26 protein-coding genes are annotated in these 26,803 nt (G+C 64.5%); 14 read left to right on the forward strand and 12 right to left on the reverse strand.

Annotation, left to right across the window (positions count from 1 at the left end):
- Nucleotides 1-204 precede the first annotated feature (204 nt).
- Nucleotides 205-978, reverse strand: coding sequence for a bifunctional 2-polyprenyl-6-hydroxyphenol methylase/3-demethylubiquinol 3-O-methyltransferase UbiG (ubiG, locus tag AC0L3C_RS20575; protein ID WP_007599179.1), 774 nt, complete (start codon nucleotides 976-978; stop codon nucleotides 205-207).
- A 14-nt stretch (nucleotides 979-992) separates the two neighbouring features.
- Entirely contained in the window at nucleotides 993-1,460 is a 468-nt protein-coding gene (locus AC0L3C_RS20580) for a PH domain-containing protein (RefSeq protein WP_035973495.1), read from the reverse strand.
- Between the two features lie 149 nt (nucleotides 1,461-1,609).
- Between AC0L3C_RS20580 and AC0L3C_RS20585 the strand changes: the two genes are divergently transcribed.
- From AC0L3C_RS20585 to prfA, 3 genes are all read left to right on the forward strand, one after another.
- On the forward strand, nucleotides 1,610-2,866 hold the full coding sequence (locus AC0L3C_RS20585; protein WP_473264233.1) for an aspartate kinase: 1,257 nt from the start codon (nucleotides 1,610-1,612) through the stop codon (nucleotides 2,864-2,866).
- Nucleotides 2,867-3,135: 269 nt separating this feature from the next.
- Complete coding sequence (ptsP, locus tag AC0L3C_RS20590; RefSeq protein ID WP_473279747.1) at nucleotides 3,136-5,403, forward strand: phosphoenolpyruvate--protein phosphotransferase; 2,268 nt, start codon at nucleotides 3,136-3,138, stop codon at nucleotides 5,401-5,403.
- 60 nt (nucleotides 5,404-5,463) lie between these two features.
- Entirely contained in the window at nucleotides 5,464-6,549 is a 1,086-nt protein-coding gene (gene prfA / locus AC0L3C_RS20595) for a peptide chain release factor 1 (protein WP_473408832.1), read from the forward strand.
- 15 nt (nucleotides 6,550-6,564) lie between these two features.
- On the opposite strand, the gene AC0L3C_RS20600 is transcribed toward prfA, so the two are convergent.
- Nucleotides 6,565-7,047 carry a MarR family winged helix-turn-helix transcriptional regulator gene (locus tag AC0L3C_RS20600; protein WP_027515133.1) on the reverse strand — a complete coding sequence of 161 codons (483 nt, stop codon included), beginning with the start codon at nucleotides 7,045-7,047 and terminating at the stop codon, nucleotides 6,565-6,567.
- A 112-nt stretch (nucleotides 7,048-7,159) separates the two neighbouring features.
- Nucleotides 7,160-7,774, reverse strand: coding sequence for a hypothetical protein (locus tag AC0L3C_RS20605; RefSeq protein WP_473408833.1), 615 nt, complete (start codon nucleotides 7,772-7,774; stop codon nucleotides 7,160-7,162).
- Between the two features lie 251 nt (nucleotides 7,775-8,025).
- Between AC0L3C_RS20605 and AC0L3C_RS20610 the strand changes: the two genes are divergently transcribed.
- The 4 genes from AC0L3C_RS20610 (at nucleotide 8,026) to AC0L3C_RS20625 (ending at nucleotide 12,889) form a co-directional block, all read left to right on the forward strand.
- Nucleotides 8,026-9,360, forward strand: coding sequence for a substrate-binding protein (locus AC0L3C_RS20610; protein WP_473279753.1), 1,335 nt, complete (start codon nucleotides 8,026-8,028; stop codon nucleotides 9,358-9,360).
- A gap of 99 nt (nucleotides 9,361-9,459) precedes the next feature.
- Nucleotides 9,460-10,335 (forward strand): branched-chain amino acid ABC transporter permease, encoded by an 876-nt coding sequence (locus AC0L3C_RS20615; protein ID WP_473408834.1) that lies wholly within the window; start codon nucleotides 9,460-9,462, stop codon nucleotides 10,333-10,335.
- 11 nt (nucleotides 10,336-10,346) lie between these two features.
- Complete coding sequence (locus AC0L3C_RS20620) at nucleotides 10,347-12,194, forward strand: branched-chain amino acid ABC transporter ATP-binding protein/permease (protein ID WP_473408835.1); 1,848 nt, start codon at nucleotides 10,347-10,349, stop codon at nucleotides 12,192-12,194.
- Complete coding sequence (locus AC0L3C_RS20625; RefSeq protein WP_473264227.1) at nucleotides 12,191-12,889, forward strand: ABC transporter ATP-binding protein; 699 nt, start codon at nucleotides 12,191-12,193, stop codon at nucleotides 12,887-12,889. Before AC0L3C_RS20620 ends, AC0L3C_RS20625 begins: the two co-directional genes overlap by 4 nt.
- Here the strand turns inward: AC0L3C_RS20625 and AC0L3C_RS20630 are convergent.
- On the reverse strand, nucleotides 12,886-13,305 hold the full coding sequence (locus AC0L3C_RS20630; protein WP_473408836.1) for an HIT family protein: 420 nt from the start codon (nucleotides 13,303-13,305) through the stop codon (nucleotides 12,886-12,888). The two genes, AC0L3C_RS20625 and AC0L3C_RS20630, sit on opposite strands and share 4 nt — an antisense overlap.
- Before the next feature lie 90 nt (nucleotides 13,306-13,395).
- Here AC0L3C_RS20630 and prmC point away from each other — a divergent pair, with 90 nt between their 5' ends.
- Both prmC and AC0L3C_RS20640 read left to right on the forward strand, forming a co-directional pair.
- Complete coding sequence (prmC, locus tag AC0L3C_RS20635; protein WP_473264225.1) at nucleotides 13,396-14,289, forward strand: peptide chain release factor N(5)-glutamine methyltransferase; 894 nt, start codon at nucleotides 13,396-13,398, stop codon at nucleotides 14,287-14,289.
- A gap of 462 nt (nucleotides 14,290-14,751) precedes the next feature.
- Nucleotides 14,752-15,543: a DUF4167 domain-containing protein gene (locus AC0L3C_RS20640; protein WP_473408837.1), complete on the forward strand. Its 792-nt coding sequence runs from the start codon at nucleotides 14,752-14,754 to the stop codon at nucleotides 15,541-15,543.
- A gap of 74 nt (nucleotides 15,544-15,617) precedes the next feature.
- Here the strand turns inward: AC0L3C_RS20640 and AC0L3C_RS20645 are convergent, their stop codons facing one another.
- Nucleotides 15,618-16,364 (reverse strand): class I SAM-dependent methyltransferase, encoded by a 747-nt coding sequence (locus AC0L3C_RS20645; protein WP_027515124.1) that lies wholly within the window; start codon nucleotides 16,362-16,364, stop codon nucleotides 15,618-15,620.
- Between the two features lie 108 nt (nucleotides 16,365-16,472).
- Here AC0L3C_RS20645 and gloB point away from each other — a divergent pair, with 108 nt between their 5' ends.
- Together gloB and AC0L3C_RS20655 are read left to right on the forward strand one after the other, a co-directional pair.
- Entirely contained in the window at nucleotides 16,473-17,240 is a 768-nt protein-coding gene (gene gloB, locus AC0L3C_RS20650) for a hydroxyacylglutathione hydrolase (protein WP_473264223.1), read from the forward strand.
- A gap of 37 nt (nucleotides 17,241-17,277) precedes the next feature.
- Entirely contained in the window at nucleotides 17,278-17,700 is a 423-nt protein-coding gene (locus AC0L3C_RS20655; RefSeq protein WP_473279763.1) for a cupin domain-containing protein, read from the forward strand.
- 34 nt (nucleotides 17,701-17,734) lie between these two features.
- Here AC0L3C_RS20655 and yddG read toward each other — a convergent pair whose 3' ends face one another.
- The 3 genes from yddG to AC0L3C_RS20670 all read right to left on the reverse strand — a co-directional run bounded on the left by yddG (nucleotide 17,735) and on the right by AC0L3C_RS20670 (nucleotide 20,932).
- On the reverse strand, nucleotides 17,735-18,604 hold the full coding sequence (gene yddG / locus AC0L3C_RS20660) for an aromatic amino acid exporter YddG (protein ID WP_473408838.1): 870 nt from the start codon (nucleotides 18,602-18,604) through the stop codon (nucleotides 17,735-17,737).
- A gap of 182 nt (nucleotides 18,605-18,786) precedes the next feature.
- Nucleotides 18,787-19,512 (reverse strand): acetoacetyl-CoA reductase, encoded by a 726-nt coding sequence (phbB, locus tag AC0L3C_RS20665; protein ID WP_473264220.1) that lies wholly within the window; start codon nucleotides 19,510-19,512, stop codon nucleotides 18,787-18,789.
- A gap of 241 nt (nucleotides 19,513-19,753) precedes the next feature.
- On the reverse strand, nucleotides 19,754-20,932 hold the full coding sequence (locus AC0L3C_RS20670; RefSeq protein WP_275172698.1) for an acetyl-CoA C-acetyltransferase: 1,179 nt from the start codon (nucleotides 20,930-20,932) through the stop codon (nucleotides 19,754-19,756).
- A 304-nt stretch (nucleotides 20,933-21,236) separates the two neighbouring features.
- On the opposite strand from AC0L3C_RS20670, the gene phaR reads away from it, so the two are divergent.
- Nucleotides 21,237-21,833, forward strand: a complete 597-nt coding sequence (phaR, locus tag AC0L3C_RS20675; protein WP_027515118.1) for a polyhydroxyalkanoate synthesis repressor PhaR — start codon at nucleotides 21,237-21,239, stop codon at nucleotides 21,831-21,833.
- Nucleotides 21,834-22,037: 204 nt separating this feature from the next.
- On the opposite strand, the gene AC0L3C_RS20680 is transcribed toward phaR, so the two are convergent.
- A complete protein-coding gene (locus AC0L3C_RS20680) occupies nucleotides 22,038-22,925 on the reverse strand; it encodes a branched-chain amino acid aminotransferase (protein WP_473408839.1) in 888 nt (295 codons plus the stop codon).
- A gap of 118 nt (nucleotides 22,926-23,043) precedes the next feature.
- On the opposite strand from AC0L3C_RS20680, the gene AC0L3C_RS20685 reads away from it, so the two are divergent.
- On the forward strand, nucleotides 23,044-23,979 hold the full coding sequence (locus AC0L3C_RS20685; protein ID WP_473408840.1) for an alpha/beta hydrolase: 936 nt from the start codon (nucleotides 23,044-23,046) through the stop codon (nucleotides 23,977-23,979).
- A gap of 48 nt (nucleotides 23,980-24,027) precedes the next feature.
- Here AC0L3C_RS20685 and AC0L3C_RS20690 read toward each other — a convergent pair whose 3' ends face one another.
- Nucleotides 24,028-24,273 (reverse strand): hypothetical protein, encoded by a 246-nt coding sequence (locus tag AC0L3C_RS20690; protein ID WP_473264217.1) that lies wholly within the window; start codon nucleotides 24,271-24,273, stop codon nucleotides 24,028-24,030.
- Between the two features lie 277 nt (nucleotides 24,274-24,550).
- Here AC0L3C_RS20690 and AC0L3C_RS20695 point away from each other — a divergent pair, with 277 nt between their 5' ends.
- Nucleotides 24,551-26,134, forward strand: a complete 1,584-nt coding sequence (locus tag AC0L3C_RS20695; RefSeq protein ID WP_473264216.1) for a sensor domain-containing diguanylate cyclase — start codon at nucleotides 24,551-24,553, stop codon at nucleotides 26,132-26,134.
- Between the two features lie 13 nt (nucleotides 26,135-26,147).
- Here the strand turns inward: AC0L3C_RS20695 and AC0L3C_RS20700 are convergent, their stop codons facing one another.
- Nucleotides 26,148-26,708, reverse strand: a complete 561-nt coding sequence (locus AC0L3C_RS20700) for a carboxymuconolactone decarboxylase family protein (RefSeq protein WP_354063357.1) — start codon at nucleotides 26,706-26,708, stop codon at nucleotides 26,148-26,150.
- Nucleotides 26,709-26,803: the final 95 nt, after the last annotated feature.

Below are 26,803 nucleotides of genomic sequence, written 5' to 3' on the forward strand. Positions count from 1 at the left end.
GTCAATCACGCCCACGTCATAGGAGCGATGCTTTCGCCACAAACTCAATCGTCGTCCTGGACAAGCGAAGCGCAGATCCAGGACCCATTACCCCAGGGAGTGATTTGGCGAAGATTCGTGGTTATCAGCCTTCGCCTAACTAGACCCTGGGGTAATGGGTCCTGGCTTTCGCCAGGACGACGAATGTTTGGATGCAGCCCGGCCTCACACCATGCCTTCCGCCACCACCATGTAGTTCACGTCCATGTCTGACGAGAGGGTCCATTTGTCGGCGAAGGGTGAGTAGACCACGCCGGTCTGCTCGGTGATGACCAAGCGGTTGTCGAGCAGGTACTTCGTCAGTTCGTCGGGGGTGACGAACTTGTTCCACTCGTGGGTACCGCGCGGCAGCCAGCGCAGGACATATTCGGCACCGACGATGGCGAGCGCAAAACTCTTCCAGTTCCTGTTCAGCGTCGAGACCACCATCAGGCCGTTCGGCTTCAGCATCGCCGCGCAGCGCTTCAGGAAAACGCCGACGTCGACGACGTGCTCGACCACCTCCATCGCCAGCACGATGTCGAAGCGCTCGCGCGGGTCGATCTCCTCAACCGTGGTGCAGCGATAGTCGATCGCGAGATGCGCCTTGTCGGCATGCAGCTTTGCGGCCGCGATGTTGCTGACCGACGGATCGACGCCGATGACCTGCGCACCCAAGCGCGACAGCGGCTCGCAGAGCAGGCCGGCGCCGCAGCCGATGTCGAGCACGCGCAGACCGCCGAGGCAGTTGAGGCTGCGCAAATTGCGCTCGAACTTGCGGCAGGCGGCATCGCGGATGTAGCCGAGCCGCAGCGGGTTGATCCGGTGCAGCGGCGCCATCTTGCCGTTGGGGTCCCACCACTCGGCTGAAAGTTTTGAGAATTTCGCGATCTCGGCGGCGTCGACGGTCGAGCCCGGCTGCGGGCTTGCGGTAGCGGAAGTATTTTGCTGCATGCTCATTGTTACGCGCGGTCCTACCGCGTGGTGATCGAACTGCGGAAGGCGAGCGGCGAGGCGATGGTCCGGATGGTTTCGCGACCTTCCCCCACGCCATTGATGGTCACGTCGCCGTAGTTGAGAATGCGTCCAAGAATGGTCTGATTCACATCGACGCTCTCGACCTTGTCCAGCGCCATCTCGAAGGTGCGGCGCTTGATGAAGCCGGTCTTGTGCACGATCCGCAAATTGGTGACGTCGGTCTCGGTCGTAAAGCGATGGAACCAGCCCTTCACGGTCCAGTACAGCGCCGCCAGAGCCACCAGGCCGGCCGCGACCAGACAGAGCAGCACGAGCCCCTCGACGATCGTTTGCCGGGACAGGACGAACAGGGCCAGCGCCACGATCCAGGCCAGGATCGCCGGCAAATAGAAGATCCAGTGCGCATTGGTCGAATACAGCACCCGCTCGCCCGGTTGCAGGATCTCGTCGATATAACGCGCCATGACCTCGATTAACCCATTGCCCGGATTGGCCCGGGCAGGAACCCGCTTGCCCCCGGCCCCGCCCCTCTGTATACGCGCGGTCGGTATCGCAGGCACCCGTCCAGCGCGGGTCACCATACTTATCCTTATGAGGGAATGCACGCGTCGTCATGAGCCGCCTCGTGATGAAATTCGGCGGCACATCCGTCGCCAACATCGAACGTATCCGCAACGTCGCACGCCATGTGAAGCGTGAGGTCGACGCCGGCCATGAAGTGGCCGTGGTCGTCTCAGCGATGTCCGGTAAAACCAACGAGCTGGTGGCCTGGTGCACCGAGGCTTCGCCGATGCACGACGCGCGCGAATACGACGCCGTGGTCGCATCGGGCGAACAGGTGACGTCCGGCCTGCTGGCCATCGTGCTTCAGGGCATGGGTATCCAGGCCCGCTCCTGGCAGGGCTGGCAGATCCCGATCACGACCAGCGACGCCCATGCCTCGGCCCGGATCGAGGGTATCGACGGCGGCGAGATCATCAAGCGCTTCAGGGAGCGCAAGGAAGTCGCCGTGATCGCCGGCTTCCAGGGCATCAACCCCGAGACCAACCGCATCACCACGCTCGGCCGCGGCGGCTCCGACACCTCGGCCGTGGCGATCGCCGCCGCCGTCAAGGCGGACCGCTGCGACATCTACACCGATGTCGACGGTGTCTACACAACCGATCCGCGAATCGTGCCGAAAGCGCGCCGGCTCGACAAGATCGCGTTCGAAGACATGCTGGAGCTGGCCTCCCAGGGCGCCAAGGTGCTCCAGGTCCGCTCAGTGGAACTCGGCATGGTCCACAACATGCCGATTTTCGTCCGCTCGAGCTTCGACAAGCCCGAGGATATCGACCCGCATGCCAACCAGCCGCCCGGCACGCTGATCTGCAGCGAGGAGGAGATCATGGAAAGCCACGTCGTCACCGGCATCGCCTTTTCGAAGGACGAGGCCCAGATCTCGGTACGCCAGATCGAGGACAAGCCCGGCGTGGCGGCGTCGATCTTCGGCCCGCTCGCGGATGCCAACATCAACGTCGACATGATCGTGCAGAACGTCTCCGAGGACGGCAAGACCACCGACCTCACCTTCACGGTGCCGGCCGCCGACTACACCAGGGCCAAGGAGACGATCACCGCGGCCAAGGGCCAGATCAATTATGCCCGGCTCGACACCGCGACCGACGTCGCCAAGATCTCGGTGATCGGCAGCGGCATGCGCAGCCATGCCGGCGTTGCCGCCCAGGCGTTCTCGGCCCTTGCAGGACGGAATATCAACATCCGGGCCATTACAACCTCCGAGATCAAATTCTCGGTCCTGATCGACACCGCCTATACCGAGCTTGCGGTGCGCACCCTGCATACGCTCTACGGTCTCGACCAAGCTTAGGCTAATTTTCTCTTAGCGGTCGCAGCAAACGCTGAGGTCTCCACACTTTCGCGTTTGGCAGGCGTTTTGCTTGGCAAAACAAGCCCCAATTCGCTATACGGCGAAGAGGGTGGGCTGCCGGAAACTGTGCCCCAGTTGAGGCGGTGCTGATTCGGCCCAGGCAACCGCCGGGGCTGGCGCCGGACGAGCAAATTTGTTGTTTTTCTGGATTTCTGGGCGAGCCGCCGCGGGTCCTTTCGGCCCCGGCAGACGGAGGAGATTGACGGTTCATGCGGAGCGCGTCGGGAGGTCCCCGCGTCTTGTTGAGACGGCTCCGCGAAACCATGGCGGAGCAGGTCTCGGCCCAGGAGCGGCTCGACAAGATCGTGGTGCTGATCGCGGCCAACATGGTGGCCGAGGTGTGCTCGGTCTATGTGCTGCGCGTCGACAACACACTCGAGCTCTATGCGACCGAAGGCCTCAATCGCGAGGCAGTGCACCACACCGTGCTCAGCGCCCATGAGGGCCTTGTCGGTCTGGTCGCCAGCGAGGCAACGCCTCTCAATTTGAGCGACGCGCAGAGCCATCCGGCCTTCTCGTTCCGCCCGGAGACCGGCGAAGAGATCTACCACTCCTTTCTCGGCGTGCCGATCCTGCGGGCCGGCAACACGCTCGGGGTGCTGGTGGTGCAGAACCGCGCCAAGCGCAACTATGTCGAGGAGGAGCTCGAGGCGCTTCAGACCACCGCGATGGTGCTGGCGGAGCTGATCGCCTCCGGCGAGCTGTCTGCGCTGGCCCAGCCGGGCCATGAGCCCGCGGCGCGTCATTCGGCGCAGAAGGTCGGCGCCATCCTGTCGGAAGGCATCGCACTCGGCCATGTCGTGCTGCACGAGCCGCGCGTCGTCATCAAGGACTACATCGCCGAGGACCTGCCGAAGGAGATCAAGCGGCTCGACACCGCGCTCGCCAAGCTACGGGCCGATCTCGACCGCATGCTGGAGCGCGGCGACGTGGCGGAAGGCGGCGAGCATCGCGAGGTGCTGGAAGCCTACCGCATGTTCGCCAACGACCAGGGCTGGTCGCACAAGCTGCACGAGGCGGTCGCCACCGGCCTCACGGCGGAAGCCGCCGTCGAGCGTGTGCAATCCGACACCCGCGCGCGCATGCTGCGCTCGACCGATCCCTATTTGCGCGACCGGCTGCATGATCTCGAGGATCTCGGCTATCGCCTGATGCGGCAGCTGGTCGGCCAGGATCACGCGCCGTCACGCGAACAATTGCCCGACAATGCCATCGTCATCGCGCGCGCGATGGGCCCGGCGGCGCTGCTCGACTACGACCGCAAGCGCCTGCGCGGCATCATATTGGAGGAAGGCACCGCCAATTCCCACGTTTCGATCGTGGCGCGCGCGCTCGGCATTCCCGCGGTCGGCGAAGTCCCGAACGCGCCCGGTATCGCCGATCCCGGCGACGCCGTCATCGTCGACGGCACCTCCGGCATGATCTATGTGCGCCCATCGCAGGAGGTCGAGGCGGCCTTCGCGGAGCGCGTGCGCTTCCGCGCCCGCCGCCAGGCCCAGTATCTGGCGTTGCGCGACCTGCCCTGCGTCACCAAAGATGGCCAGAAGGTCGAGCTGATGATCAATGCGGGTCTCGCGATCGACCTGCCGCATATCGAAGACACCGGCAGCGCCGGCATCGGCCTGTTCCGCACCGAGCTGCAATTCATGGTCGGCCAGAGCCTGCCGCGCACCAGCGACCAGCTCGCGCTCTATCGCACCGTACTGGATGCCGCCGGCACCAAGCCCGTCACCTTCCGCACCCTCGACATCGGCGGCGACAAGGCGCTGCCTTATATGGAAGCGGTGATCGAGGAGAATCCAGCGCTCGGATGGCGCGCGATCCGTCTCGGGCTCGACCGTCCCGGCCTGTTGCGCGGCCAGATCCGCGCGCTGCTGCGCGCCGGCGGCGGACGCGCGCTGCGCATCATGTTCCCGATGATCTCGGAGGTCGGTGAATTCGATTCGGCGAAGGCGCTGGTCGAACGCGAGCTGACCTATCTGCGCCAGCACGGCCACACGCTGCCTGAAAGAATCGACATCGGCACCATGGTCGAGGTACCGGCGCTGCTCTATCAGCTCGACGAGCTCCTCAAGAAGGTCGACTTCATCTCAGTCGGCTCCAACGATCTGTTCCAGTTCCTGTTCGCGGTCGACCGCGGCAACGCAAAGGTCTCCGAGCGCTTCGACACCATGTCGGCGCCGATCCTGCGCGCGCTGCGCGACATTGCGCGCAAGTCGCAAGAGGCGAAGAAATCGCTGTCGCTCTGCGGCGAGATGGCGTCGAAGCCGATCGGCGCGCTCGCGCTGATCGCGATGGGCTATCGCTCGCTGTCGCTCTCCGCCACCGCGCTCGGCCCGGTCAAGGCGATGGTGATCGATCTCGACGCCAAGAAGGCCGAAGCGATGCTCGGCCCTTTGCTGGACGCGCCCGCCGGCAGCGTCTCGATCCGGCAGAAGCTGACGGAATTTGCCGAGGCCGAAGGCCTGGCGTTGTAGCGGGCCTGTCGCCCCCTTCCTGCCGCCTTCGCCCCTTTCCCGCATTTTGAGACTGAACCCATGTCGTCACTGCCCGAAGCCAAACTGGACGTCCTGCTCGCGCATCACGCCTCGCTCGAGGCCGAATCGCTCGGCCAGCTCGCCTCCGAACGCTATGTGCAGATCACCCGTGAACTCGCCGAGCTCACGCCGCTGATCGAAGCGGTCAAGACCTATCGTTCGGCGGTCAAGGAGCTCGCCGACACCGAGGCACTGATCGCCGATCCCGCGACCGATGCGGAGATGCGCGCCATGGCGGAGGCCGAGCGCGGCGAGCTGACGCCGAAGATCGAGGAACTGGTCCAGAAAATCCGCGTCGCGCTGCTGCCGAAGGACGCCATGGACGACCGCAACGTGGTGCTGGAAATCCGCGCCGGCACCGGCGGCGACGAGGCTTCGCTGTTCGCCGGGGATTTGTTCCGGATGTACGAACGCTTCGCGGCCCTGCAGGGCTGGAAGGTCGAGGTGATCTCGGCCAGCGAAGGCAGCGTCGGCGGCTACAAGGAAATCATCGCGGAGGTGCAGGGCCGCGGCGCGTTCTCCAAGCTGAAATTCGAATCCGGCGTGCACAGGGTGCAGCGCGTGCCGGACACCGAGACGCAAGGGCGCATCCACACATCCGCCGCCACCGTCGCCGTGATGCCCGAGGTCGAGGAGGTCGACGTCGAGATCAGGAACGATGATTTGCGGATCGAGACGATGCGCGCCGGAGGCGCTGGCGGCCAGCACGTCAACAAGACCGAATCGGCGATCCGCATCACCCACATCCCGACCGGCATCGTGGTGATGATGCAGGACAGCCGCTCGCAGCACAAGAATCGCGCTTCCGCCATGAACATCCTGCGTTCACGCATCTACGACGCCGAGCAGCAACGCCTCGACGCGGCGCGCTCGGCCGAGCGCAAGGAGAAGGTCGGTTCCGGCGACCGCAGCGAGCGCATCCGCACCTATAATTTTCCGCAGGGACGCGTCACCGATCACCGCATCAATTTGACGCTCTACAAGCTGCCGCAGGTGATGGCGGGCGAAGCGCTGAGCGAACTGACCGACGCGCTGACCACCGAGCACCAGGCCGCGCAGCTCGCCGCCCAAGGCGCCGCGGCGTGAGGATCTGACGTCGCGTCAGGCCCCGCTGGAGGCGCGGAACGACTTCAGGAGCCGGCTCAATGCCGGGCTCGCGGCGCGGCGGAGCTCCTCGAGGTTCTTCCGAGAAAGCGCCTGGAGCTTCTGCTCACCCTTTTTCGTCAGCTTGAGATGAACGCGTCTGGCATCTTCAGGGTCGGCAATGCGGCTGACCAGCCCGAGCTTCGCCAGGCGGTTGATCAGTTCCACAGCGGAGTGATGCCGGATCAGCAGAAATCGCGCGACATCACCGACGGTCGCAGGACCCGGACGCACAAAGCCCTTGATCCCAAGCAGCGCCTGATGCTGCGTCGGCGTCAATCCCTGCTGTGCTGCGGCTGCCTCGCTGAACGCCAGAAAGCTCCGGATCTGGTAGCGGAACTGCGCCAGCCCAGCATAGTCGGAGTCGCGCATTGTGTGGCCGCGTGAAGGCCCCGCAGGCTTCGCCGCCGTGGACGGCTGCGCCTTCTTCGCCCGAACCATGCCGCGCCCCTCCGTTCGTGCCACTCGGCAACGCGGGCAGCCCAGCCAAAGTAGCAAGCAGCAGCGCGGGGACCAACCAGCGGGAACTCCGGATACACAGCTATCCGTCGATCTATTCGAAGCTGGACAGCAGGATCTTCACCAGGATGACCTGAAACGCGATCGGGATGCGAACGCTTTTCCGCCGGATCGAGCGCTGCAGCGCGCCGGCAATCTCGGCGCTGGTCAAGGCACCCGCGGATGCATTGGTAATCATCTCCGCCCACATCTGCGACAGCGAGCCGCCGGGTGGGATCACCGGCTTGATGGTCACGCCGCAGCCCTGCGCCCAGTCGATGATCTCCCTCATCGTGTGAGGACCGCAATTGCGCGCGGTGGCGAGGCGTTCAGCCGTCAGAGCAAGCAGCAATTCGCGCGAGGGCGACCAGTTCCCCTTCGGCGGCTGCTCGGCAGTGAGCTCGACCGCGAGCTCCTTGAGGACGTTCTGGGCGCGCACGCTCAGCTTCTGCATCGGACCGGGTGCGCGCTTCGCCTGAACGGGGCCGACGACGGGCCCCCGCCGGCCGGCCGGCCAGTTGCGCGGATCGGGCATGCGCGAGGGATCGCCGGACTGCGGTGTCGCGCGCTGCCCGCTCACCTCTTCCGGCCACGCCGTCTCCTGCCGCTCCGCACCTTGCGGCCACGACCGTCGCTTCCGGGTACCCGCCACTGTCGTCTGCCGCGCCATTTCTCTCGCCGAACCCGCCAGCCTCGTACTCACAAAGACTAACATATATCGTGATACGATATGTTTTCACGAGATAATTTTCGGCGTTCGACCAAAGACGAAATTGACAGAAGGCGTTCACAAGCAATGCTTACGCCCAAGAGCTACACGCGGATGTGACGTGCCCGGCGCGGGCAGGCCCTCGAGGCCGGCTGCCGCCGGACAGGTCGTGCTTTGCCTGCAAACAAGAACGATGTTCGGAGGAAACGATCATGACTGACAATCTCATCCGCCGCGGCCTCTCGCGCCGTGGCCTGCTTCAGACCACCGCGGGCCTCATCGGCGGCTCGATGCTGCCGGCGATGCCGGCGTTTGCCGAGGACAAGCCGGCGATCGGCTCCTACCCCGCGGGGGTCTCGGGTTCCACCGCCTTCATCGGCATCTCGGTGCCGCGCACCGGTACCTATGCCGTGCAGGGTGAAGATGAGCTCAAGGGCTATCAACTTGCGATCGAGCACATCAACAGCGGACACGACCTGATCAAGAAGATATCGCCCAAGACCAGCAAGGGCGTGCTCGGCAAGGAGCTGAAGTTCGGCGTCGCTGATTCTGCGGCCAAGCCCAACGAGGCGGTGCAGGCGCAGCAGCGCTTCATCAGCGAGAACAAGGCCATCATGATCACCGGCGGCACGTCGAGCGCCGTTGCGGTGGCGCTGAACAAACTCGCCCAGCGCGAACACGTGATTTTCGTGTGCGGCATTTCGGGCTCGAACGACACCACCGGCAAGGACTGCGTTCGCTACGGCTTCCGCCAGAACTTCTACGGCCAGACTGCGGCTGCAGCGATCGGCCCTGTGATGGTACGGGAGTTCGGCAAGGGCAAGAAGGCCGCCTATCTCACGCCTGATTACACCTACGGCCACACCGTCACGAAGTCGATGCAGGATTTCCTGGCGACCGCCGGCTGGACCACCGTGACCAACCAGGTCGCCCCGCTCGGCGCGCCGGACTATTCCTCTTACCTGCTGAACGTCGCGAACTCTGGCGCTGACGTACTCATCAACGTCAACTGGGGCCACGACGCCGTGCTGTCGACCCAGCAGGCCAAGCAGTTCGGCGTGCTCGACAAGATGAAGCTGGTCGTCCCCTACCAGGTACCTTTCATTGCGCGCGAGACCGGCGGCCTGATGCAAGGCGTCTACGCCGCCACCGACTATTGGTGGACCATCGAAGATAAATTCCCGCTGGCCAAGATGTTCAACGAAGCCTTCGAGAAGAAGTACGGCTACAAGCCCGAATGGGGCGCCGAGAACGCCTATGTCAGCTTCGCCCATTGGGCGCACATGTGCGAGCAGGCCGGCAGCTTCAGTCCGCCCGACGTGATCAAGGCCTACGAGAAGGGCGAGACCATCCCATCACTGGTCGGCGACGTGCATTACCGCCCCGAGGATCATCAGTGCGTTCGCCCGGTGATCATCGTCAAGGGCAAGCAGCAGAAGGACATGAAGAACAAGGAAGATTGGTACGACGTGGTCGAGATCGTGCCGGGTGAAGGCCTGATGCAGAAGCCGGACGCCTTCGGTTGCCATCTCGGCGACTACAGCTGAGACCTGGTTGACCCCTTTGACGCCGCGGACTGCACTCCGGTCCCGCGGCGTCACCTTTTTCTGACGCGCACCCTCGCGCGCCACAACAGCGATTGTCGCATGGTAAGTTGGCCCAACCTCGTTTCACAGCTTTTCAACGGGCTCGCGCTCGGCGCACTGCTCGCGCTGATCAGCTCCGGTCTGACCATCATCTATGGCACCCTCGGCGTGCTGAACCTCGCGCACGGCGCGATGTTCATGATCGGCGGCTATGCCGGCTTCGTCGCCTACCAGTACACGGAGTCGTTCATCCTCGCGGTGATCGCGGGCTCCCTGTTCGTGATGCTGCTCGGCGTTCTCATGGAACGCGTCATCATCCGCCATTTCTATCATCGTCCGCACGAGGATCAGCTGCTCGTGACCTTCGGGCTCGGCATTTGCTTCGTCGAGCTCGTGCGCCTGATCTTCTCGAGCCAGTCGCAGCTGGTGCCGCCGCCGGCGCTGTTCCAGGGCATCACCAATCTCGGGTTCATGTTCTACCCGACCTATCGCCTCGCCGTGGTCGGGATCGTCGCGGTCGCGCTCGGCGCGTTGTTCATCGTCCTCTACCGGACCCGGCTGGGCATGATTGTGCGCGCCGGCATCGAGGATTCGGTGATGGTGGATTCGCTCGGCATCAACGTCTACCGCGTCTTCATGATCGTGTTCGGCATCGGCGCAATGGCGGCCGGCTTTGCCGGCATCGTCAATGCGCCGGTGGTTTCGCTGACACCGGGCATCGGTGACGACATCCTGGTCCAGACCTTCGTGGTGGTGGTGATCGGCGGCGTCGGTTCGTTCCCGGGCGCAATTCTCGGCGGCCTGATCGCCGGCGAGATCATCAGCGTCACCTCCATGTTCAACCCCGGCTATGCCTATGTGATGCTGTTTGCGGCGATGACGCTCGTGCTCGTGGTACGACCGCATGGCCTGCTCGGCGTCCAGGGCCGCGAGTAAGCGATCACCTGATGCTCAAGCAACGCCCGTTCCTGATCGAAGCCCTGACTGCGATCGGCTTGATCGCAGCCCCCTTCGTGCTGCCTCATCTCGGCTTCGCGCCGAACACCGTGAACAGGATCCTGGTCTGGGGCCTGTTCGGGCTCGGCTTTGACATCCTGTTCGGTTTCACCGGCCTGCTCTCGTTCGGTCAGTCCGCCTTCTACGGCACCGGCGGCTTCGTCGCCGCCTACCTTCTGACGCGTGCAGGCTTCGGCAACGTGCTGGGCGCGCTGGTCATCGGCATGATCGCGGCCGCCGCGACCGGCTACCTGATCGGCCTGATCGCATTGCGCCGCACCGGCATCTATTTCGCGATGATCACCGTGGCGATCGCGGAGGTGTTCTTCTTCGTCGAGTTCAATCCACTTTCCGATTTCACCGGCGGCGAGAATGGCCTGCCGGGGGTACCGACGCCGAGCTTCGATCTCGGCTTCACCTCCATCCACTTCACCAATGGCTGGTCGCTCTATCAGTTCATCGCGCTGTGCTACTTCGTCGGCGTCGTCATCGCCCTCAGGATCGTGCGCTCGCCGGTCGGCGCGATTCTGAGTGCGATCCGCGACAATCCGCTGCGCGCCACGGCCGTCGGCCACAACATCCATGGCTACAAGCTGACCGCTTTCGTGATCGCAGCCGCTTACGCGGGCTTCGCCGGCGGACTGCTCGGCGTGCTCCAAGCCTTCATGCCGCCCGACGCCTTCACCTTCGACACCTCGGGCCAGCTCGTGATGCAGACGGCCATCGGCGGCAGGGGCACGCTGTTCGGACCGCTGGTCGGCGCAACCGTTTGGCTCTTCCTTCAGGACTTCCTCCAGTCCGCGCTGGGCCTCGGCGCGGCCTGGAAGCTGGTGCTGGGCGTCGTGTTCGTACTGCTGGTCTGCTTCCTGCGCGGCGGCATCATCGGCGGTCTTGCCGATCTCTACCGCCTCGTCTCGGGAAAGCGAAAGCAGACGGATGCGGAGATGGAGCAGGAAGCCGCTGACGGCGAGGCCGCGCAGCAACTCCCGCCCGCGCCAATGCAGGCGAAGGAGGTCGCGCATCCCGTCTATTCCGGACCGATCCTCAAAGCCACCGGCCTCACCAAGCGCTATGGCGGGCTCATCGCCAACAGCGACATCGATTTCAGCGTCAACCAGGGCGAATTGCGCGGGATCATCGGCCCCAATGGTGCCGGCAAGTCGACCTTCTTCAAGATGCTGACCTGCGAGATCGCGCCGAGCTCTGGTCAGATCGTGTTCGAGGGGCGCGACATCACGGGATTGAAGGTCACCGAGGTTTGCCAGCTCGGACTGACCAAAAGCTACCAGGTCAACCAGCTCTTCACGGGGCTGACGGTGCGGGAGAACCTAACGATCGCCGCGCTGGCCGAGCTGCGCGGGAAATTCCGGCTCGACCTGTTCCGCACGCTCGCCGGCGTCAAGGGCCTGACGGAGCAGGTGGCGCACACGCTCGCTTTGGTGAACCTGGCTCGTCGTGCCGACACGCCCGTGTCCGAGCTTGCGTATGGCGAGAAGCGCAGGCTGGAAATCGGGCTTGCGCTCGCCACGTCGCCGCGCCTGCTGCTGCTTGACGAGCCGCTCGCCGGCATGAGCCCGCGAGAGCGTGTCGAGACCGTCAAGCTGCTCAAGTCGATCGCGCGCGGCCGTACCATGATCATCATCGACCACGACATGGATTCGCTGTTCGAGTTGGTCGAGCGCGTCACCGTGCTCCAGGAAGGCCGGGTGCTGGTCTCCGGCACGCCGGAGGAAATCAAGGCCAACGCCGCCGTCCAAGAAGCCTATCTCGGCGGCGTGCACGGAGAGATCGCGGCATGAGCCTGATCGAGGTCAACGGCCTGAACAGCTATTACGGAGACTCCCACATCCTGTTCGACGTCGCCATGCACGTCGCGCGTCACGAGGTGGTGGCGCTGCTCGGCCGCAATGGCGCTGGCAAGAGCACCACGCTGAAGAGCCTGATGGGTGTCGTGACGCCGCGGAGCGGCAGCGTGAAATTCGACGGCATCGATATCGCCGGGCGCAAGAGCCACAGAATCGCGCAAGCCGGCATGCAGCTCGTGCACGAGGAGCGCCGCATTTTCGGCAGCCTGTCGGTGGAAGAGAATATCCTGCTCGCCGGGATCACGGCGCCCAAACGCTGGCCGCTCGACCGCATCTACGAGATGTTTCCGCGGCTGAAGGAGCGGCGCAACAACCGCGGCACCGAGCTCTCCGGCGGCGAGCAGCAGATGCTCGCGATCGCACGTGCGCTGGTGCGCGATCCCAAGATCGTGCTGCTGGACGAGCCGTTCGAGGGGCTCGCGCCCGTCATCGTCCACGATCTCGTCAAGGCCTGCCGCGAGCTCGCCGCCGCCGGCCAGACCATCGTGCTGGTCGAGCAGAATTTGGCGGCGACGCTGGCGCTGGCGACGCGGATCTACATCATCAACAACGGACACATCGTGCACGAGGGGCCGGCGCGGGAGCTCAAGGCCCAGCCGGAGCTGCTCCAGCGCTATCTCGGCGTCTAGAGAGCGGCGATCATTCGCCTGGCGTGAGCGGCGAGCACCACCATGTCCTCCTTGCGTGTCTGCGCCGGTAGCAGCTCGATTCCGGCCCTCACCGGCATGACGTGCATGTGCAGATGAAAGACCACCTGACCGCTGGCGGGCTCGCTGAACTGCTGAAGGATGATGCCCTCCGCGTCGAACGCCTTGATCGCGGCAATCGCGATGCGCTTGGCGGTTCGGGCGACCGCGGCGAGGTCGTCATCCGCGACGTCGAGGATGCCACGTGCCGGCGCCCGGGGAACGACCAGCGTGTGCCCGGGCGAGCGCGGCATGATATCGAGGAAGGCGAGGCTGTGGTCGTCCCGGAAAACCTCGAAGCAGGGGATCTCGCCACGCAGGATCTTTGCGAAGACGTTCTGATCGTCGTAGGGCGTCATGGACCCTCCTTCGTTTGCGAGGCGGGATCTGACGCGCTCCTTTCCGTTGACGCAAGCAAGCCAGCCGATCTATCCACGATGCCAGGCAGGATGGTTCCATTGGCGACAGATTTCGATCCCGGACATAGCATCGAGAGTGCGCGGCGCGCGCTTGCGGCACGGCTGCAATCGGCCGGCATCGAGCAGCCCGCCCTCGATGCGCGCCTGCTCGTCGGGGCTGCGCTAAGGCTTGATCTGACCGGCATGGTGACGCAGGCGGCCCGGCAACTCGCACCTGAAGAGGCTGCGCGGCTCGAAGCATATGCGCAACGCCGGCTCGCGCATGAGCCGGTCGCCCGCATTCTCGGCGCCCGGGAATTCTGGGGCCTGCCGTTCCAGCTATCCGAGGCGACGCTGGTGCCGCGCCCCGATACCGAGACGGTGGTCGAACTGGCACTCGAAATCTTTCGCGAGCGGCAAGCCCTCCATCGCCCGCGCATCGCCGATATCGGCACCGGCTCCGGCGCCATCCTGCTCGCGCTGCTGCACGAAATTCCCGGCGCCGTCGGCGTCGGCACCGATCTCAGTCTGACCGCGCTCAAGACCGCCAGAGACAACGCCGCGGCTCTGGGCCTCCCCGACCGCGCCAGCTTCGTCGCCTGCTCCTACGCAGCCGCGCTCAGCGGCCCGTTCGACCTCGTCGTGTCGAACCCGCCTTACATCCCGTCGGCCGAAATTCCGAAACTGAGCGTCGAGGTGCGCGAGCACGATCCGCATCTGGCGCTCGACGGCGGCAATGATGGTTACAACGCCTATCGCGCCCTGATCCCGCAGGCGGCTGAACGTCTCGCCCCCGGCGGAGCACTGATCGTCGAGGCCGGACAGGGTCAGGCCCGAAATATTGAAACCTTGATGATTGCTGCCGCGTTGGTCGTGGACAGGTCGCCCAAGGCAGATCTGGCGGGCATCCCACGGGCGGTTTCGGCCCGAAAAATGCCCCCATAAAAGCCGGATTGGGCTGCAAAAAACCTCTTGGAATATCCCTTGGGAACGACTACCTTCCGATCAACACATCGGTGCCGGCCCCGTAGACCTACGGGCGAAAGCCGGGCTCTCGGGCGAGAGCTTACTGATAATGGTTCCAAGCCGCAGGTCCTGTTGAGCGCGATGGCCTTTTGAGCTGCGCTGCTTACCGACCGCAACGTGAACGAAAGCCTGATATTGCGCTTGAAGACTTACGCAACAAAGCAGGGCTTGTTTCGGCAGGCGATATGAATGGGTTCGCTGGCGATGGATGCTGGCGGTGGGGAACGCGTCTTTTGTTGAACGCGACGGTCGACGAACATCGGCAGGGATCAATCCGCTCTTGCGTGCGGTTGCGCGCAAGCGATGTGAACCGCTGTCATCAGGTCACTCTCGGCAATCAGTAATGCGTGCAACCTTTAGGGCTGGAATTAAAGGCAGGACATGAGAAACGGTCAGAACAAGCAGCGGATGCGCAACCGCAACAATAATAATAACAATAACAACAATAATAACCGGCGCGGCCAGAACCCGATGACCCGGGTCTACGAGTCCAACGGACCCGACATCAAGATCCGCGGCACGGCTTCGCATATTGCTGAAAAGTATCTCCAACTCGCGCGCGACGCGCGCTCCTCCGGAGACCCCGTTGCGGCCGAGAACTACTACCAGCATGCCGAGCATTACTTTCGCCTGATCGCGACGGCTCAGGAACAGTTCCGGCAGAACCAGCAGCCGCGCGGCGACGAGCCCATCAGCAACAGCAGCGGCGACGACGGCGAGGACGACGGCGAGAATTTCTCGAACTTCGGCCAGGAGCCGGGTTTTGTCCCACAGCCGCCACCGCAGCCCTTCACGCGCGACCGCGACGGCCAGCGCGATCATCAGCCGCGTGATCATCAGCCCCGCGACAACCACTATCAGCGCGACAACCAGCAGCCGCGCGAGCATCGCGAACGCGACCATCGTCCGCAGCCGCAATATCAGCCCCAGCCGCAGCCGCTGCCGCTGAACCAGCCCCAGCCCGTCGTCGCCGACGCGGTCAGCGTCGATCGTCTGCCCTCCTTCATCACCGGCCCGCAGCCGCAGGTGAGCGGCGGCGCGCCCGGCCAGGCCGGCTTCGAGGGTGGTGGTGGCGAGCGCTTTCCGCGGCGGCGCCGCCGGCCGAATGGCCCGCGCCCCGAGCGCGAAGCCGCTCCGGCTGCCTCGAGCGACGAAGTGGCCCCCGGCGAGTAAACCTTTCGCCGGACATCCTGCGCCAAATCCTGATCTGAATTGAATCGTCCCGGCATGTCCGGGACGATTTGTTTTTAGCTGCGCGTCGCCGTCGTCGAGGACGGTACCAGCACCGGCTTCGCCAGCGAGGGAATCAGCCGCGCCCGCTCGCGCTTGGCGGGGATCGCGCGGTAGACCTGCTTGGTCGCCTCGACGATGTGCACGCCGGCAAAGGGCAGCGACAGCGCCGCGCCGGCGCGCTCCCACATCTGTGCGGATTTCAGCACCCAGCCGCCGGCATAGGGCGGCATGAACAGCGCCTCGCCCCAGGCGGTCGGGGTGAACCAGGTCTGGCGCAACAGGTCGGTGATCTGCGAGCGCGAATAGGGCCGGCCGTGACCGAACGGCGTGCTGTCGGTGCGGGTCCACACCCCGCGCCGGTTCGGGATGACTGCAATCACGCGACCGGACGGCGACAGCACACGCCATGCCTCACGGAGCAGCGCGGCCGGATCGTCCGACATTTCCAGTGCGTGGACCAGCAGGATGCGATCGACCGCGGCGTCGGGAAGCGGCAGCGAGAACTCATCCACCAGCGAGGCGAGCGCCGGCCGTCCCGTCGGCCATTTCAGGACGCCTTGGGCCGACGGCATGAAGGCGATGCAGCGCTCCGCGTCCTCGCGGAACAACCCGAGATAGGGCGTGGGATAGCCGAAGCCGAGCACCCGCTGGCCATCGACGCGCGGCCAGCGCTCCCGAATGCCGCGATTGATCATTTGCCGCGCCACAATCCCGAGGCGACGGGAGTAGAACTCGCGGAGGTCGACGACATCAATGGTCATGACCGCAATGTAACATGCACGAGGTGGCCCCCGCGCGCGGAATATTGCATTGCCTGCGCAACGTTAACGCCATATTTGTCTGACGGTGCTGAGCGCGATGGAGATGACATGGCCGCCGAAATTCGTACTTTCACCTGTTTAAACGACAATTTCGGTTATCTGATCCACGATGTGGACACCAAGGCGACCGCGTCGATCGACGCGCCGGAGGCCGGCCCCATCGTGAAGGCGCTCGAGCGCGAGGGCTGGCAGCTCACCGATATCCTGATCACCCATCATCATGGCGATCATGTCGGCGGGGTCGCCGAACTCAAGCAGAAATACAATTGCCGCGTCGTCGCGCCGCATGACAAGACGACCAAAATCGCAGACGTCGACCTGCGCGTCGCCAATGCCGAAATCGTCAAGGTCGGCAGCTTGCTGGGGCGCGTACTGGAGACGCCCGGCCACACGCTCGACCACATCTCCTACGTGTTCGACACCGAGAAAGCGCTGTTCGCCGCCGACACGCTGTTCTCGATCGGCTGCGGCCGCGTGTTCGAGGGCACCTATCCGATGATGTGGGATTCGCTTCTGAAGCTGCGTGCCCTGCCCGACGACTTCAAGCTCTATTGCGGCCATGAATACACGGCGTCCAACGTCAAGTTCGCACTGACCGTCGACCCCGACAATGCGGCGCTGCAGGCGCGCGCGGCGGAGGTCGCGAGGTTGCGGGCCGAGAACAAGCCGACCATTCCCTCGCTACTTGGTGACGAGAAGCGGACAAACGTGTTCCTGCGCGCCGACGAACCCTCGGTCGCAGCCAGGCTGCACATGAAGGGCGCGGATGCCACCGCGGTGTTCGGCGAGCTGCGCGAGCGCAAGAACAAGTCCTGAAGATCAAATCTTGAAAAGCAAATCCTGACGGGAATCGATGCCGACCGCAGCCGAGATCATCGCGCGCCTCGAACTCCGCCCGCATCCCGAGGGCGGACATTACCGCGAGACGTTTCGCGACCAGACCACGGACGCCAACGGCCGCGCGCGTTCGACCCTGATCTATTTCCTGCTTGCGCGCGGCGAGCGCTCGCACTGGCATCGCATCGATGCGGTCGAGAGCTGGCACTATTACGCCGGCAGCCCGCTGATGCTGCGCATCGCCCATGACGGCTGCTCCCAGCACGAGGTGCGGCTCGGCACGGATCTGTTGAACGGCGAGCGGCCACAGGCGATCGTGCCGGCGGATGCGTGGCAGACGGCGGAGACCACCGGCGAGTGGACCCTGGTCGGCTGCACCGTGGCGCCAGCATTCGAGTTCGCCAAGTTCGAACTCGCGCCGAAGGGTTGGGAGCCTTAAGGCACCGTCGCTCCGGCTTGCGCCGGCAATGACGCTATCGCTTCCGCAGCACCATGTCCTTCGCGGCGATCAGGCCGCCGCTGGCGATCAGGATCGCGGCGACGGCGATATTGGCGCTGGCATTAGCGAATCCGGCGGCGATGAGGAAGCCGGTCGAGAGCAGCGGCGTCGCGTACGACGCGGCGCCGAGCACGCGGATGTCGCCGCGCTTCATGCCGATGTCCCAGGCGTAGAACGCAGCACCGACGGGACCGATGCCGAGCGCGATGACGGAGAGCCATTGCAAGCTCGTGTCCGGCCACACCGTGGTTTCAAGCAGTCCATGCATCAGCGCGGCGAGCATCGCGGTGGCGAGGCAGAATCCCGCGACCGCATCCGTCGGCACCGCCTTCAATCGCCGCGACAATACCGAATAGATCGCCCACACGAAGGCTGCGATGAAGGCCGCGGCCAATCCCGGCAATTGTCCCTGCGTGAAGCCGGAGGTGTTCCCGGCGAACAGCAGCACGGTGCCGACGAGGCCGAGCACGGCGCCGACGACGTGATGCACGGCAAGTCGCTCGCCCGGCAGAAACGACGAGAACAGCACGATCAGGAGCGGCCACAGATAATTCAGCAGGCCGGCTTCAGCCGGCGGCGCAAAACGCAGCGCGAGGAAATACAGCGCATGATAGCCGAACAGTCCGCCGACGCCGACGGCCCACACGGCCAGCGGCTGACGCAGGCTCTTGGTCGCCTCGCCGCGGCCGATCCAGGTGAGCAGGCCGACCAGACCGCCGATGGCGAACGTCATCGCGGCCAGCTGGAAGGCCGGGATCTTTCCGGTCGCCACCGTCATCATCGACAGCAGCGACCACATCAGGATCGCCGTCAATCCGATCAGCGTCGCGGTGCGGGGAGTCATTTGGCCAAATACTCTCGTCATGGCCGGGCAGAGCCGTCTGAAGGACGGCGTTGCTTCCGATCGCCTATGTCCCGGCCATCCACATTCTTTTGTGGCGACGGTTGTTGTAAGGCCGTGGATGCCCGGGACAAGCCCGGGCATGACGAGTCGTTGGCTTTACGATCGAACGTGATGCCTGCGCATCACACCATGTATTGGCCGCCGTTGACGGTCAGCGTCGAGCCGGTGATGGCACCGGCCTCATCGGCGGCAAGGAACACGACTGCGCGCGCGATTTCCTCGGGCTCACCGAGACGGCCGATTGGGATCAGCGGCAAGATGGCCTTTTCCAGCACGTCCTTCGGCACCGCCTGCACCATCTCGGTGTTGATATAGCCGGGGCAGATCGCATTGACGGTCACACCGGCCTTGGCATTCTCCAGCGCGAGCGCCTTGGTGAAGCCGATCTCGCCGGCCTTGGCCGCGGAATAGTTCACCTGACCGAACTGGCCCTTCTGCCCGTTGATCGAGGAGATGTTGATGATGCGGCCGAACTTGCGTCCGCGCATGCCCTCGATGACCTGGCGCGACATGTTGAACAGCGAGCCGAGATTGGTGCCGATCACGGCGCTCCATTGCTCGAGGCTCATCTTGTGGAAGGCGCCGTCCTTGGTGATGCCGGCATTGTTGACGAGCACGTCGATCGGGCCGACCTCGGCCTCGACCTTCTTCACGCCCTCGGCGCAGGCATCGAAACTGCTGACGTCCCATTTGTAGACGGCGATGCCGGTCTCGGCCTTGAACGTCTCCGCCGCCGCGTCGTTGCCGGCATAGCTCGCCGCCACCTTGTAGCCGGCCGCCTTCAGCGCCTTGCTGATCGCAGCTCCGATGCCCCGCGTACCACCCGTCACCAATGCAACACGTGCCATATCGTATTTCCTTCCCTTGGACTCTTCGGACGTTTCTGTGTGATCGTTTTTAACGGTGGATTATGCGGTTGGTTTGACGGACATCAAGAACAAAACGCCCGGCGTCGAGCCGGGCGTTTCTCTTTAGTCGAGGCTTGTACGGTTGCGAAGAATATTTGATTTGCAACGGCTGCCTTTTTAATCGCGTGCAACGCACTCAGTCACGTGTGCAGCGCACGCACAAATGACGCGTCAACTATTCTCAGTCGCGCGCCACACACATCGCGATTCCCATGCCGCCGCCGATGCACAGCGTGGCGAGGCCCTTCTTCGAATCCCGCTTCTGCATCTCGTGCAGCAGCGTCACCAGCACGCGCGCGCCGGAGGCACCGACCGGATGGCCGATCGCGATCGCGCCGCCGTTGACGTTGACCTTGGAGGTATCCCAGCCGAGGTCCTTGTTGACGGCACAGGCCTGCGCCGCGAAGGCTTCGTTGGCCTCGATCAGGTCGAGATCGCCGACGTTCCAGCCAGCCTTCTTCAGCGCGGCGCGCGAGGCCGGGATCGGGCCCGAGCCCATGATCTTCGGATCGACGCCCGCCTGCGCCCAGGACACGATGCGCGCGAGCGGCTTCTTGCCTTCCTTGGCGGCCTGCCTGGCCGTCATCAGCACCACGGCGGCAGCGCCGTCATTGATGCCAGAAGCAGAGCCCGCGGTGACCGTGCCGTCCTTCTCGAAGGCGGGGCGAAGCTTCGCCATCGCGTCGACCGTTGCGCCATGGCGCGGATATTCGTCGGCGCTGACGACGACATCGCCCTTGCGTCCCTTGATGGTGACGGGAACGATTTCGTCGTTGAATTTACCGGCCTTCTGCGCAGCTTCCGCCTTCTGCTGCGAGGCGACCGCGAACTCGTCCTGCTGGGCGCGGGTGATCTGCCACTGCCGCGCGACGTTCTCGGCGGTGTTGCCCATGTGATAGCCGTTGAAGGCGTCCCACAGACCGTCCTTGATCATGGTGTCGATGAATTCGACAGCACCCATCTTGACGCCGCCGCGCAGATACTGGGCGTGCGGAGCCATGCTCATGGATTCCTGGCCGCCGGCGACCACGATCTCGGAATCGCCGTTGAGCAGCGCCTGATAGCCGAGCGCAACGGTGCGCAGGCCCGAACCGCAGAGCTGGTTGACGCCCCAGGCCGGGCTCTCGACCGGAATGCCGGCATTGATCGAAGCCTGACGGGCCGGGTTCTGGCCTTGGGCGGCGGTCAGGATCTGGCCCATGATGACTTCGGAGACCCGGCCGGGCTCGATGCCGCCGCGCTCCAGCGCGGCCTTGATGGCAATGGCGCCGAGATCATGGGCGGGAAGGGTTGCGAACGCTCCGTTGAAGCTTCCGACCGGGGTGCGGGCGGCGCTGACGATGACGACATCGTCTGACATGGGCATCTCCTGGGTTGTATGGGGGCAGACGGGGCTGGGGAAACGGCTCGCCAGTCTCGGACGGCATCCTGTTAACGTCGTTGAGGCATGTCAATCGGCCGGCGGCCGAATTCATCCCGCAGCGCATTCAAAATAGCGTTCTTGGCGCTTTCGCAAGCACGTTTTTGCTGCCCGATTAACCGTGGCGCACAAAACGGTAGCGTGACCCCTTTGAAAATGCTTATTTTGTTGCGTTGCGTACTCTTCCCGCCCTGCGGCATAGCCCGTCAGGTTCCCGTTCTCCGCGTCTTGCAAGTGAGAGCCCATGGCGAAATCAGACCAACCCACCACAATCAAGAAATACGCGAACCGCCGGCTCTATAACACCGGGACGAGCACTTACGTGACGCTGGAAGACCTCGCCTCCATGGTCAAGGACGGCGAAGATTTCCTGGTCTACGACGCCAAGACCGGCGACGACATCACCCGCTCCGTGCTTGCCCAGATCATCTTCGAGCAGGAGAACAAGGCCGGCCAGAACCTGCTCCCGACCACCTTCTTGCGCCAGCTGATCCGCTTCTACGGCGACAGCATGCAGATGGTGGTGCCGAAATATCTGGAGCAGGCCATCGCGTCGCTCACGCAGGAGCAGGAGAAGTTCCGCAAGCAGATCGCCACCTCGCTGTCCGGAACCCCGTTTGCGCCGCTGGAGGAACAGGTCCGCCGCAACATGGAGCTGTTCCAGCAGACCTTCTCGATGTTCAAGCCTTTCGCGCCCGGTGCGGCCCGCCCCGCGGGCTCCGCGGAGCCGGCGCCCGAGCCGACCGCCGAAGCCCCGAAGGACAGCAACATCGACGATCTGCGCCAGCAGATGAAGGACATGCAGGAACGCCTCGAGCGGATGTCGAAGAAGGACGAGTAGGTCTCGTCATAAGGCGCGCCCCGCGCACCACGGCCGTTCGCGTTGCTCACGAACCACCACGATGTCGTCCTGGCGAAAGCCAGGACCCAAACCGCGTGATTTATCGATTGTGGGCGCTAGACGTACCGAACGACGAATCTTCGCCAAACTGCTCTCTGGGGTAATGGGTCCTGGCTTTCGCCAGGACGACGGCGGCAGCGCGAATCAAGCCGCCAGCTTCACCGCATGGGCAAAGTCCCAATAGAGCTTGCGCGCGCGGGTGTAGAGCGGGCCCGGCTTCAGCTCGCGATCGTCGATGCGGATTACCGGCGCGACCTTCGCAAAATTGCCAGTAGAGAAGATCTCGTCGGCGGCGAGGAAGTCGGCGTAACGCAGCGTCTTCTCGACCACGTTGACGCCGTCGGCGCGAAGCAGGCTGATGACGCGCTGGCGGGTGATGCCGTTGAGGAAGGTGCCGTTCGGCACCGGTGTGTAGACCACGCCGTCCCTGGCCATGAACACGTTGGAATTGCCGAACTCCGCGACGTTGCCGAGCATGTCGAGCATCAGCGCGTTCTGGAAGCCGCGCGAGGCCGCCTCGGCAAGCGCGCGCGAATTGTTTGGATAGAGACAGGCGGCCTTGGCCTCGACCGGCGCGCATTCGGCGGTGGGCCTGCGGAACGGCGACAGCGTGATCGCGTTGCCGACGGGCTTCGGCATCGGCGCCTCGTAGATGCACAGGCACCAATCGGTGGTCTCGGGATCGAACAGCACGCCGCCGCCCGATCCGTTCCGCGCCCAGTACATCGGACGGACGTAGAGCTCGGCATTTGGCGCGAAGCGCGCGATGCCCTCGTTTGCGAGTGTCATCCAGGTTCCGGTGTCGACCACCGGCTTCAGCCCAAAGTTGATCGCGGATTGATTGGCGCGGGCGACGTGGCGGTCGAGATCGGGCGCGACGCCTTCGAACGCACGCGCGCCGTCGAACACGACCGAGCCGAGCCAGGCCGCATGCGTGCGCGGGCCCATGATCGGCACATTGCCGTCATGCCATTTGCCCTCGAAGAAGGTCCAGCTCGGCGAATAGGCGATGGGCTTTTTGATCTCGGCCATGACCGGCCTCTCCCCTTGGCGTGGTGCCGCACTATAGCGCCACTATTGAGCGTAATTTCTAAATGATTCCCTGCGGGAAAATGGTGAGTTACCCTCCCGGGAGGGGAAAGGAAGCACCATGCCGCTCGATCCGCTCGCAAAGCGTTTGTTGACCATGATGGCTGCGGCTGCGCCGCAGGCACGGAGCCGGCCCAGCGTGGAAGCGCGGCGCCAGTCATTGGCAAAGCTGATGCAGTTCGCGCGCGCCGATGCGCCTGACGTGGCGACGTCCGACGGCGTGCTGCCTGGTCCCGGCGGTGCGCTGCCCTATCGCCTCTATTCACCGGCAGGTGCCGATGATCGCGCGCCCGGCTTCGTGTTCTTTCACGGCGGCGGGCTGGTTGCCGGCAGCATCGCTACGCATGACCGCATCGCGGCAGCGTTGGCACATGCGACCGGTTGCCGCCTCATCTCGGTCGACTACCGGCTGGCGCCCGAGCACAAATTCCCCGCCGCCGTGGACGATGCGATCGCCGCCACGGAATGGGTCGCGCGCGAGGCCGCATCGCTCGGCATCGACGCCGGGCGTCTGGTGCTCGGCGGCGATTCCGCCGGTGCAACGCTCGCCGCGATCGTGTGTCAGGAGGCGGCGCAGACCGCAGGCCTTTCCATCGTCGCGCAATGCCTGATCTGCCCGGTGCTGGATTTCGAGGAGGCCTCGCCTTCGCGGCAAGCATTCGCCGAGGGCCACCTGATCGACCGCGTCACGATCGAAGCCGATCTCGCCGACTATCTGCCCGAGGCGTTGGACGCTGCCGATCCCCGCATCTCGCCCCTGCGCGGGACACGGCTTGCGGGCCTGCCGACCGCCATCATCCACACCGCCGAGTTCGACCCGATGCGCGACGAGGGCAATGCCTATGCCCGCAAGCTGCTCGCCGCAGGTGTCGCGGTCGAGCACGTCTGCCACGAGGGCATGGTCCACAATTTCCACGCCATGGGCGCAATTCTGCCGCAGGCGCAGCTCGTGCTGTCGCAGATCGGTGAGCAGGTCAGGCGGGCGGTGGGAACGTGAAGCACCTGGTGCTGCCGCCTCCCGCAATGGGAGAGGAAAGAGAATGCCTCACGCTCTCGCCTCGATGACGGAACGCGCCGCCGCGACGTAGCTTGGCCAATGCGAATCCGCATAACGCTCCGCCTGCCACGCGCAGGTGATTTCGGGCGCATGCGCAGCCGCGATCATGCGCGCAAAGCGCTCTTCGGCGACCGTCACGTCGTCGGACGCGGCCGAGGGGGCGGCTGCTGCGACGCTCGGCGCAACGGCGAGTCCCGTCAGTCCGGCGAGCAGGATGCGGCGTGACGTGTCCATGGCTGTCGTTCTCCAGTGTCCGGCCTGCACTCTGGCGGAGGATGTGTCCGTGCGGTCACGGCAACGTACCTGCGTGCATTCGCACCGTCCACCGATTGCGGACACCGCGTGACCACACGGGCGATCACAATCCATCCAGCAGGCAGTTCCGCCATCGGGTAGACGAGGGCCGGATGCGTGAACCAATTATTAGCCCTCTCGCAAAATCGCGCACCAGCTTACCCTTCTGCAAGTAAGCTTCGGGCAAACTGGGCCGCTTTCGCCTGGGAGGTTGGGAATGCCCCGCTTGGTATCGGAACGAACGTTCCTCGCCGGCCAGATCTTCTTCAACTTCGGTCAGTCGACGATCGATTGCGTCGTGCGCCGGATGTCCGAAGACGGCGCGACGCTGGAGGTGCAGAGCAGCCTCGGCGTGCCCGATCGGTTCCAGCTCCGGCTCGCAGGCCAGGAAATCCTCTCCTGCCATGTGCTCTGGCGGTCGGACCGTCAGGTCGGCATTGCGCTCGGAGCGGAAGATCATGTCGAGGCGAAGACCGTGGACGAGCAGGAGCGGCGGACCGATTCGCTGATACGCGGACAGATGCTGGCGCTTCGCGCAGCGCTTGATTTCGTCCCACTGGGCATCGTGCTGCTGGATGCCAATCTCCGCGCGCAATTGATCAATCGGGCGTTCCGGCAGATGTGGCTGTTGCCGGATGAAGTCGCCAACAGCAACCCGTCATTTGTGACGCTGATGCATCATGGCCGCGATACGCTAGCCTACGAGATTCCGCCGGCCGAGCTGGAGGCCTATGTCGCCGAGCGCGTCCGTCAAATACAGGTAGGCGATGCGTCTCCGCGCGACCTGCGCCGTACCAGCGGCGACGTCGTTCGGATGCAATGCACGCCTCTGCCCAACGGCGGGCGGATGCTGACCTATACGCCGGTCACCGACATCGTGCGCTACTCCGACGAGCTGAAATTGCTGCGCGACGCCCTCGAGAATGTCGAGGACGGCGTGTTGCTGCTTGACCGCGATCTCAATGCCAGCTTCATGAACCGGCGCATGCGGCGGTTCTGGGAGGTGAGCGAACAGGAAGCTGCCGCCCGCCCGACCTATGCATCGTTGGTCAGCCGGGTGCACCGTGCGAGCGCGCCCGATCTGCCGGCGAACGAACTGGCGAAATTTCCCGTCAAGCGCGTCGCCGAGGTCAAGGCGGGCGATCATGTGCGCGACCTCCAGACGCCGGATGCGCGGCGGATCAGGGCCCACTGCACCACGATGTCGAACGGCGGCCGCATGCTGACCTATGTCGACATTACCGATCTCACCAACAAGGCCAACATGCTGGAGCGTCTGGCCACCACCGACCCGCTCACGGGCCTCTATAACCGCCGCCATTTGCTGGGCTCGCTTGAGGCCGAATGGAGCCGCTTCCAGCGCTACTACCGCTCTGTTTCGGTCCTGATGCTCGACATCGATCATTTTAAGTCGGTCAACGACCGCTATGGTCACGCGGTCGGAGACGAGGCGATCAAGGCCGTGGCGGCCGCATGCCTCGATGGCAAGCGCAAATCGGACGTCGTCGGCCGCTTCGGCGGCGAGGAGTTCGCGATTCTGCTGCCCGAAACCAGCTTGTCGCGTGCAAGAATCGTCGCCGATCGCATCCGCAAGCGCGTGATGAGCGCACAGATCGCCGCCGATCAAATTCAGTTCGGCGTCACCGTGAGCATCGGCATTGCGGAAGCAAGTGTCAGCATGTCCGGCATCGACGCCTTGATGAGCGCGGCCGATCACGCGCTCTACCAGGCAAAGGCCGAAGGCCGCAACCGCTGCGTCGCCTGGTCGCCCCCGCCGCCCATGAACAAGGCGGCGGAGTGATCGCACCGTCGATCTATTCCGGCACCGGCACGTCGAACGTGTTCAGCGTCACCGACACCATGCAGTAAACGCCGACGAGATAGGACAGTTCGGCCGCGCCGTGCTCGCCGAATTCCTTGACCGCGGCCCGATAAGTCAGTTCCGGCAGCACGCCGCCGCTGACCAATGCGGACGCCACGTCATAGGCGACGGCTTCCTGCTTGGTGAGATCGACCGGCCGCTGTCCAGCGACGATGGTCGCGAGCTTCTCGTCGGAGAGGCCGCGCTGCTCGGCGACCAGCACATGCGCATAGAGCTCGTAGCCGGAGCGGAAATGCGAGCCGGTGACGAGGATCGCGACCTCGCGCACCGGCGCCGGCAGCAGCGGGTTCGCCGCGATCGCCTTGACCAGCTCCCACACCGGCTTGCCAAAACGCGGCTCGCGGATCCATGGATTCCAGGGCCCGAGCAGCGCGCCATCGTCGCGCATGTTCACAAAGCCCTTGAAGTGGTCCTTGATGCCCGCTCGCATGTCGTCATAGAGCGGCTTCTGTTCGGCACTCAGGTCTTTCGGATCGAGAATGGGCAGGCGCACGGCAGGTCTCCTCGTTGAGAAGGCGCGAAACTCGCCCGCACGCACGCGCAAGGCAAGTGAAGTTGCCGTGACGGCCGTGCAATTTTGCAAATGGC

It is taken from the genome of Bradyrhizobium sp. WSM4872 (assembly GCF_055811715.1).

Bases quoted from the DNA above. Each gene is read 5' to 3' on its own strand.
- AC0L3C_RS20690 (WP_473264217.1), bottom strand. From the start codon at position 24,273: ATGGACACGTCACGCCGCATCCTGCTCGCCGGACTGACGGGACTCGCC.
- phaR (WP_027515118.1), top strand. From the start codon at position 21,237: ATGGCGAAATCAGACCAACCCACCACAATCAAGAAATACGCGAACCGC.
- AC0L3C_RS20685 (WP_473408840.1), top strand. From the start codon at position 23,044: ATGCCGCTCGATCCGCTCGCAAAGCGTTTGTTGACCATGATGGCTGCG.
- ubiG (WP_007599179.1), bottom strand. From the start codon at position 978: ATGAGCATGCAGCAAAATACTTCCGCTACCGCAAGCCCGCAGCCGGGC.
- prfA (WP_473408832.1), top strand. From the start codon at position 5,464: ATGTCGTCACTGCCCGAAGCCAAACTGGACGTCCTGCTCGCGCATCAC.
- AC0L3C_RS20670 (WP_275172698.1), bottom strand. From the start codon at position 20,932: ATGTCAGACGATGTCGTCATCGTCAGCGCCGCCCGCACCCCGGTCGGA.
- AC0L3C_RS20585 (WP_473264233.1), top strand. From the start codon at position 1,610: ATGAGCCGCCTCGTGATGAAATTCGGCGGCACATCCGTCGCCAACATC.
- phbB (WP_473264220.1), bottom strand. From the start codon at position 19,512: ATGGCACGTGTTGCATTGGTGACGGGTGGTACGCGGGGCATCGGAGCT.
- AC0L3C_RS20610 (WP_473279753.1), top strand. From the start codon at position 8,026: ATGACTGACAATCTCATCCGCCGCGGCCTCTCGCGCCGTGGCCTGCTT.
- AC0L3C_RS20680 (WP_473408839.1), bottom strand. From the start codon at position 22,925: ATGGCCGAGATCAAAAAGCCCATCGCCTATTCGCCGAGCTGGACCTTC.
- AC0L3C_RS20645 (WP_027515124.1), bottom strand. From the start codon at position 16,364: ATGACCATTGATGTCGTCGACCTCCGCGAGTTCTACTCCCGTCGCCTC.
- AC0L3C_RS20625 (WP_473264227.1), top strand. From the start codon at position 12,191: ATGAGCCTGATCGAGGTCAACGGCCTGAACAGCTATTACGGAGACTCC.
- yddG (WP_473408838.1), bottom strand. From the start codon at position 18,604: ATGACTCCCCGCACCGCGACGCTGATCGGATTGACGGCGATCCTGATG.
- prmC (WP_473264225.1), top strand. From the start codon at position 13,396: ATGGTTCCATTGGCGACAGATTTCGATCCCGGACATAGCATCGAGAGT.
- AC0L3C_RS20655 (WP_473279763.1), top strand. From the start codon at position 17,278: ATGCCGACCGCAGCCGAGATCATCGCGCGCCTCGAACTCCGCCCGCAT.
- AC0L3C_RS20600 (WP_027515133.1), bottom strand. From the start codon at position 7,047: ATGGTTCGGGCGAAGAAGGCGCAGCCGTCCACGGCGGCGAAGCCTGCG.
- AC0L3C_RS20605 (WP_473408833.1), bottom strand. From the start codon at position 7,774: ATGGCGCGGCAGACGACAGTGGCGGGTACCCGGAAGCGACGGTCGTGG.
- ptsP (WP_473279747.1), top strand. From the start codon at position 3,136: ATGCGGAGCGCGTCGGGAGGTCCCCGCGTCTTGTTGAGACGGCTCCGC.
- AC0L3C_RS20620 (WP_473408835.1), top strand. From the start codon at position 10,347: ATGCTCAAGCAACGCCCGTTCCTGATCGAAGCCCTGACTGCGATCGGC.
- AC0L3C_RS20580 (WP_035973495.1), bottom strand. From the start codon at position 1,460: ATGGCGCGTTATATCGACGAGATCCTGCAACCGGGCGAGCGGGTGCTG.
- gloB (WP_473264223.1), top strand. From the start codon at position 16,473: ATGGCCGCCGAAATTCGTACTTTCACCTGTTTAAACGACAATTTCGGT.
- AC0L3C_RS20615 (WP_473408834.1), top strand. From the start codon at position 9,460: ATGGTAAGTTGGCCCAACCTCGTTTCACAGCTTTTCAACGGGCTCGCG.
- AC0L3C_RS20640 (WP_473408837.1), top strand. From the start codon at position 14,752: ATGAGAAACGGTCAGAACAAGCAGCGGATGCGCAACCGCAACAATAAT.
- AC0L3C_RS20630 (WP_473408836.1), bottom strand. From the start codon at position 13,305: ATGACGCCCTACGACGATCAGAACGTCTTCGCAAAGATCCTGCGTGGC.
- AC0L3C_RS20695 (WP_473264216.1), top strand. From the start codon at position 24,551: ATGCCCCGCTTGGTATCGGAACGAACGTTCCTCGCCGGCCAGATCTTC.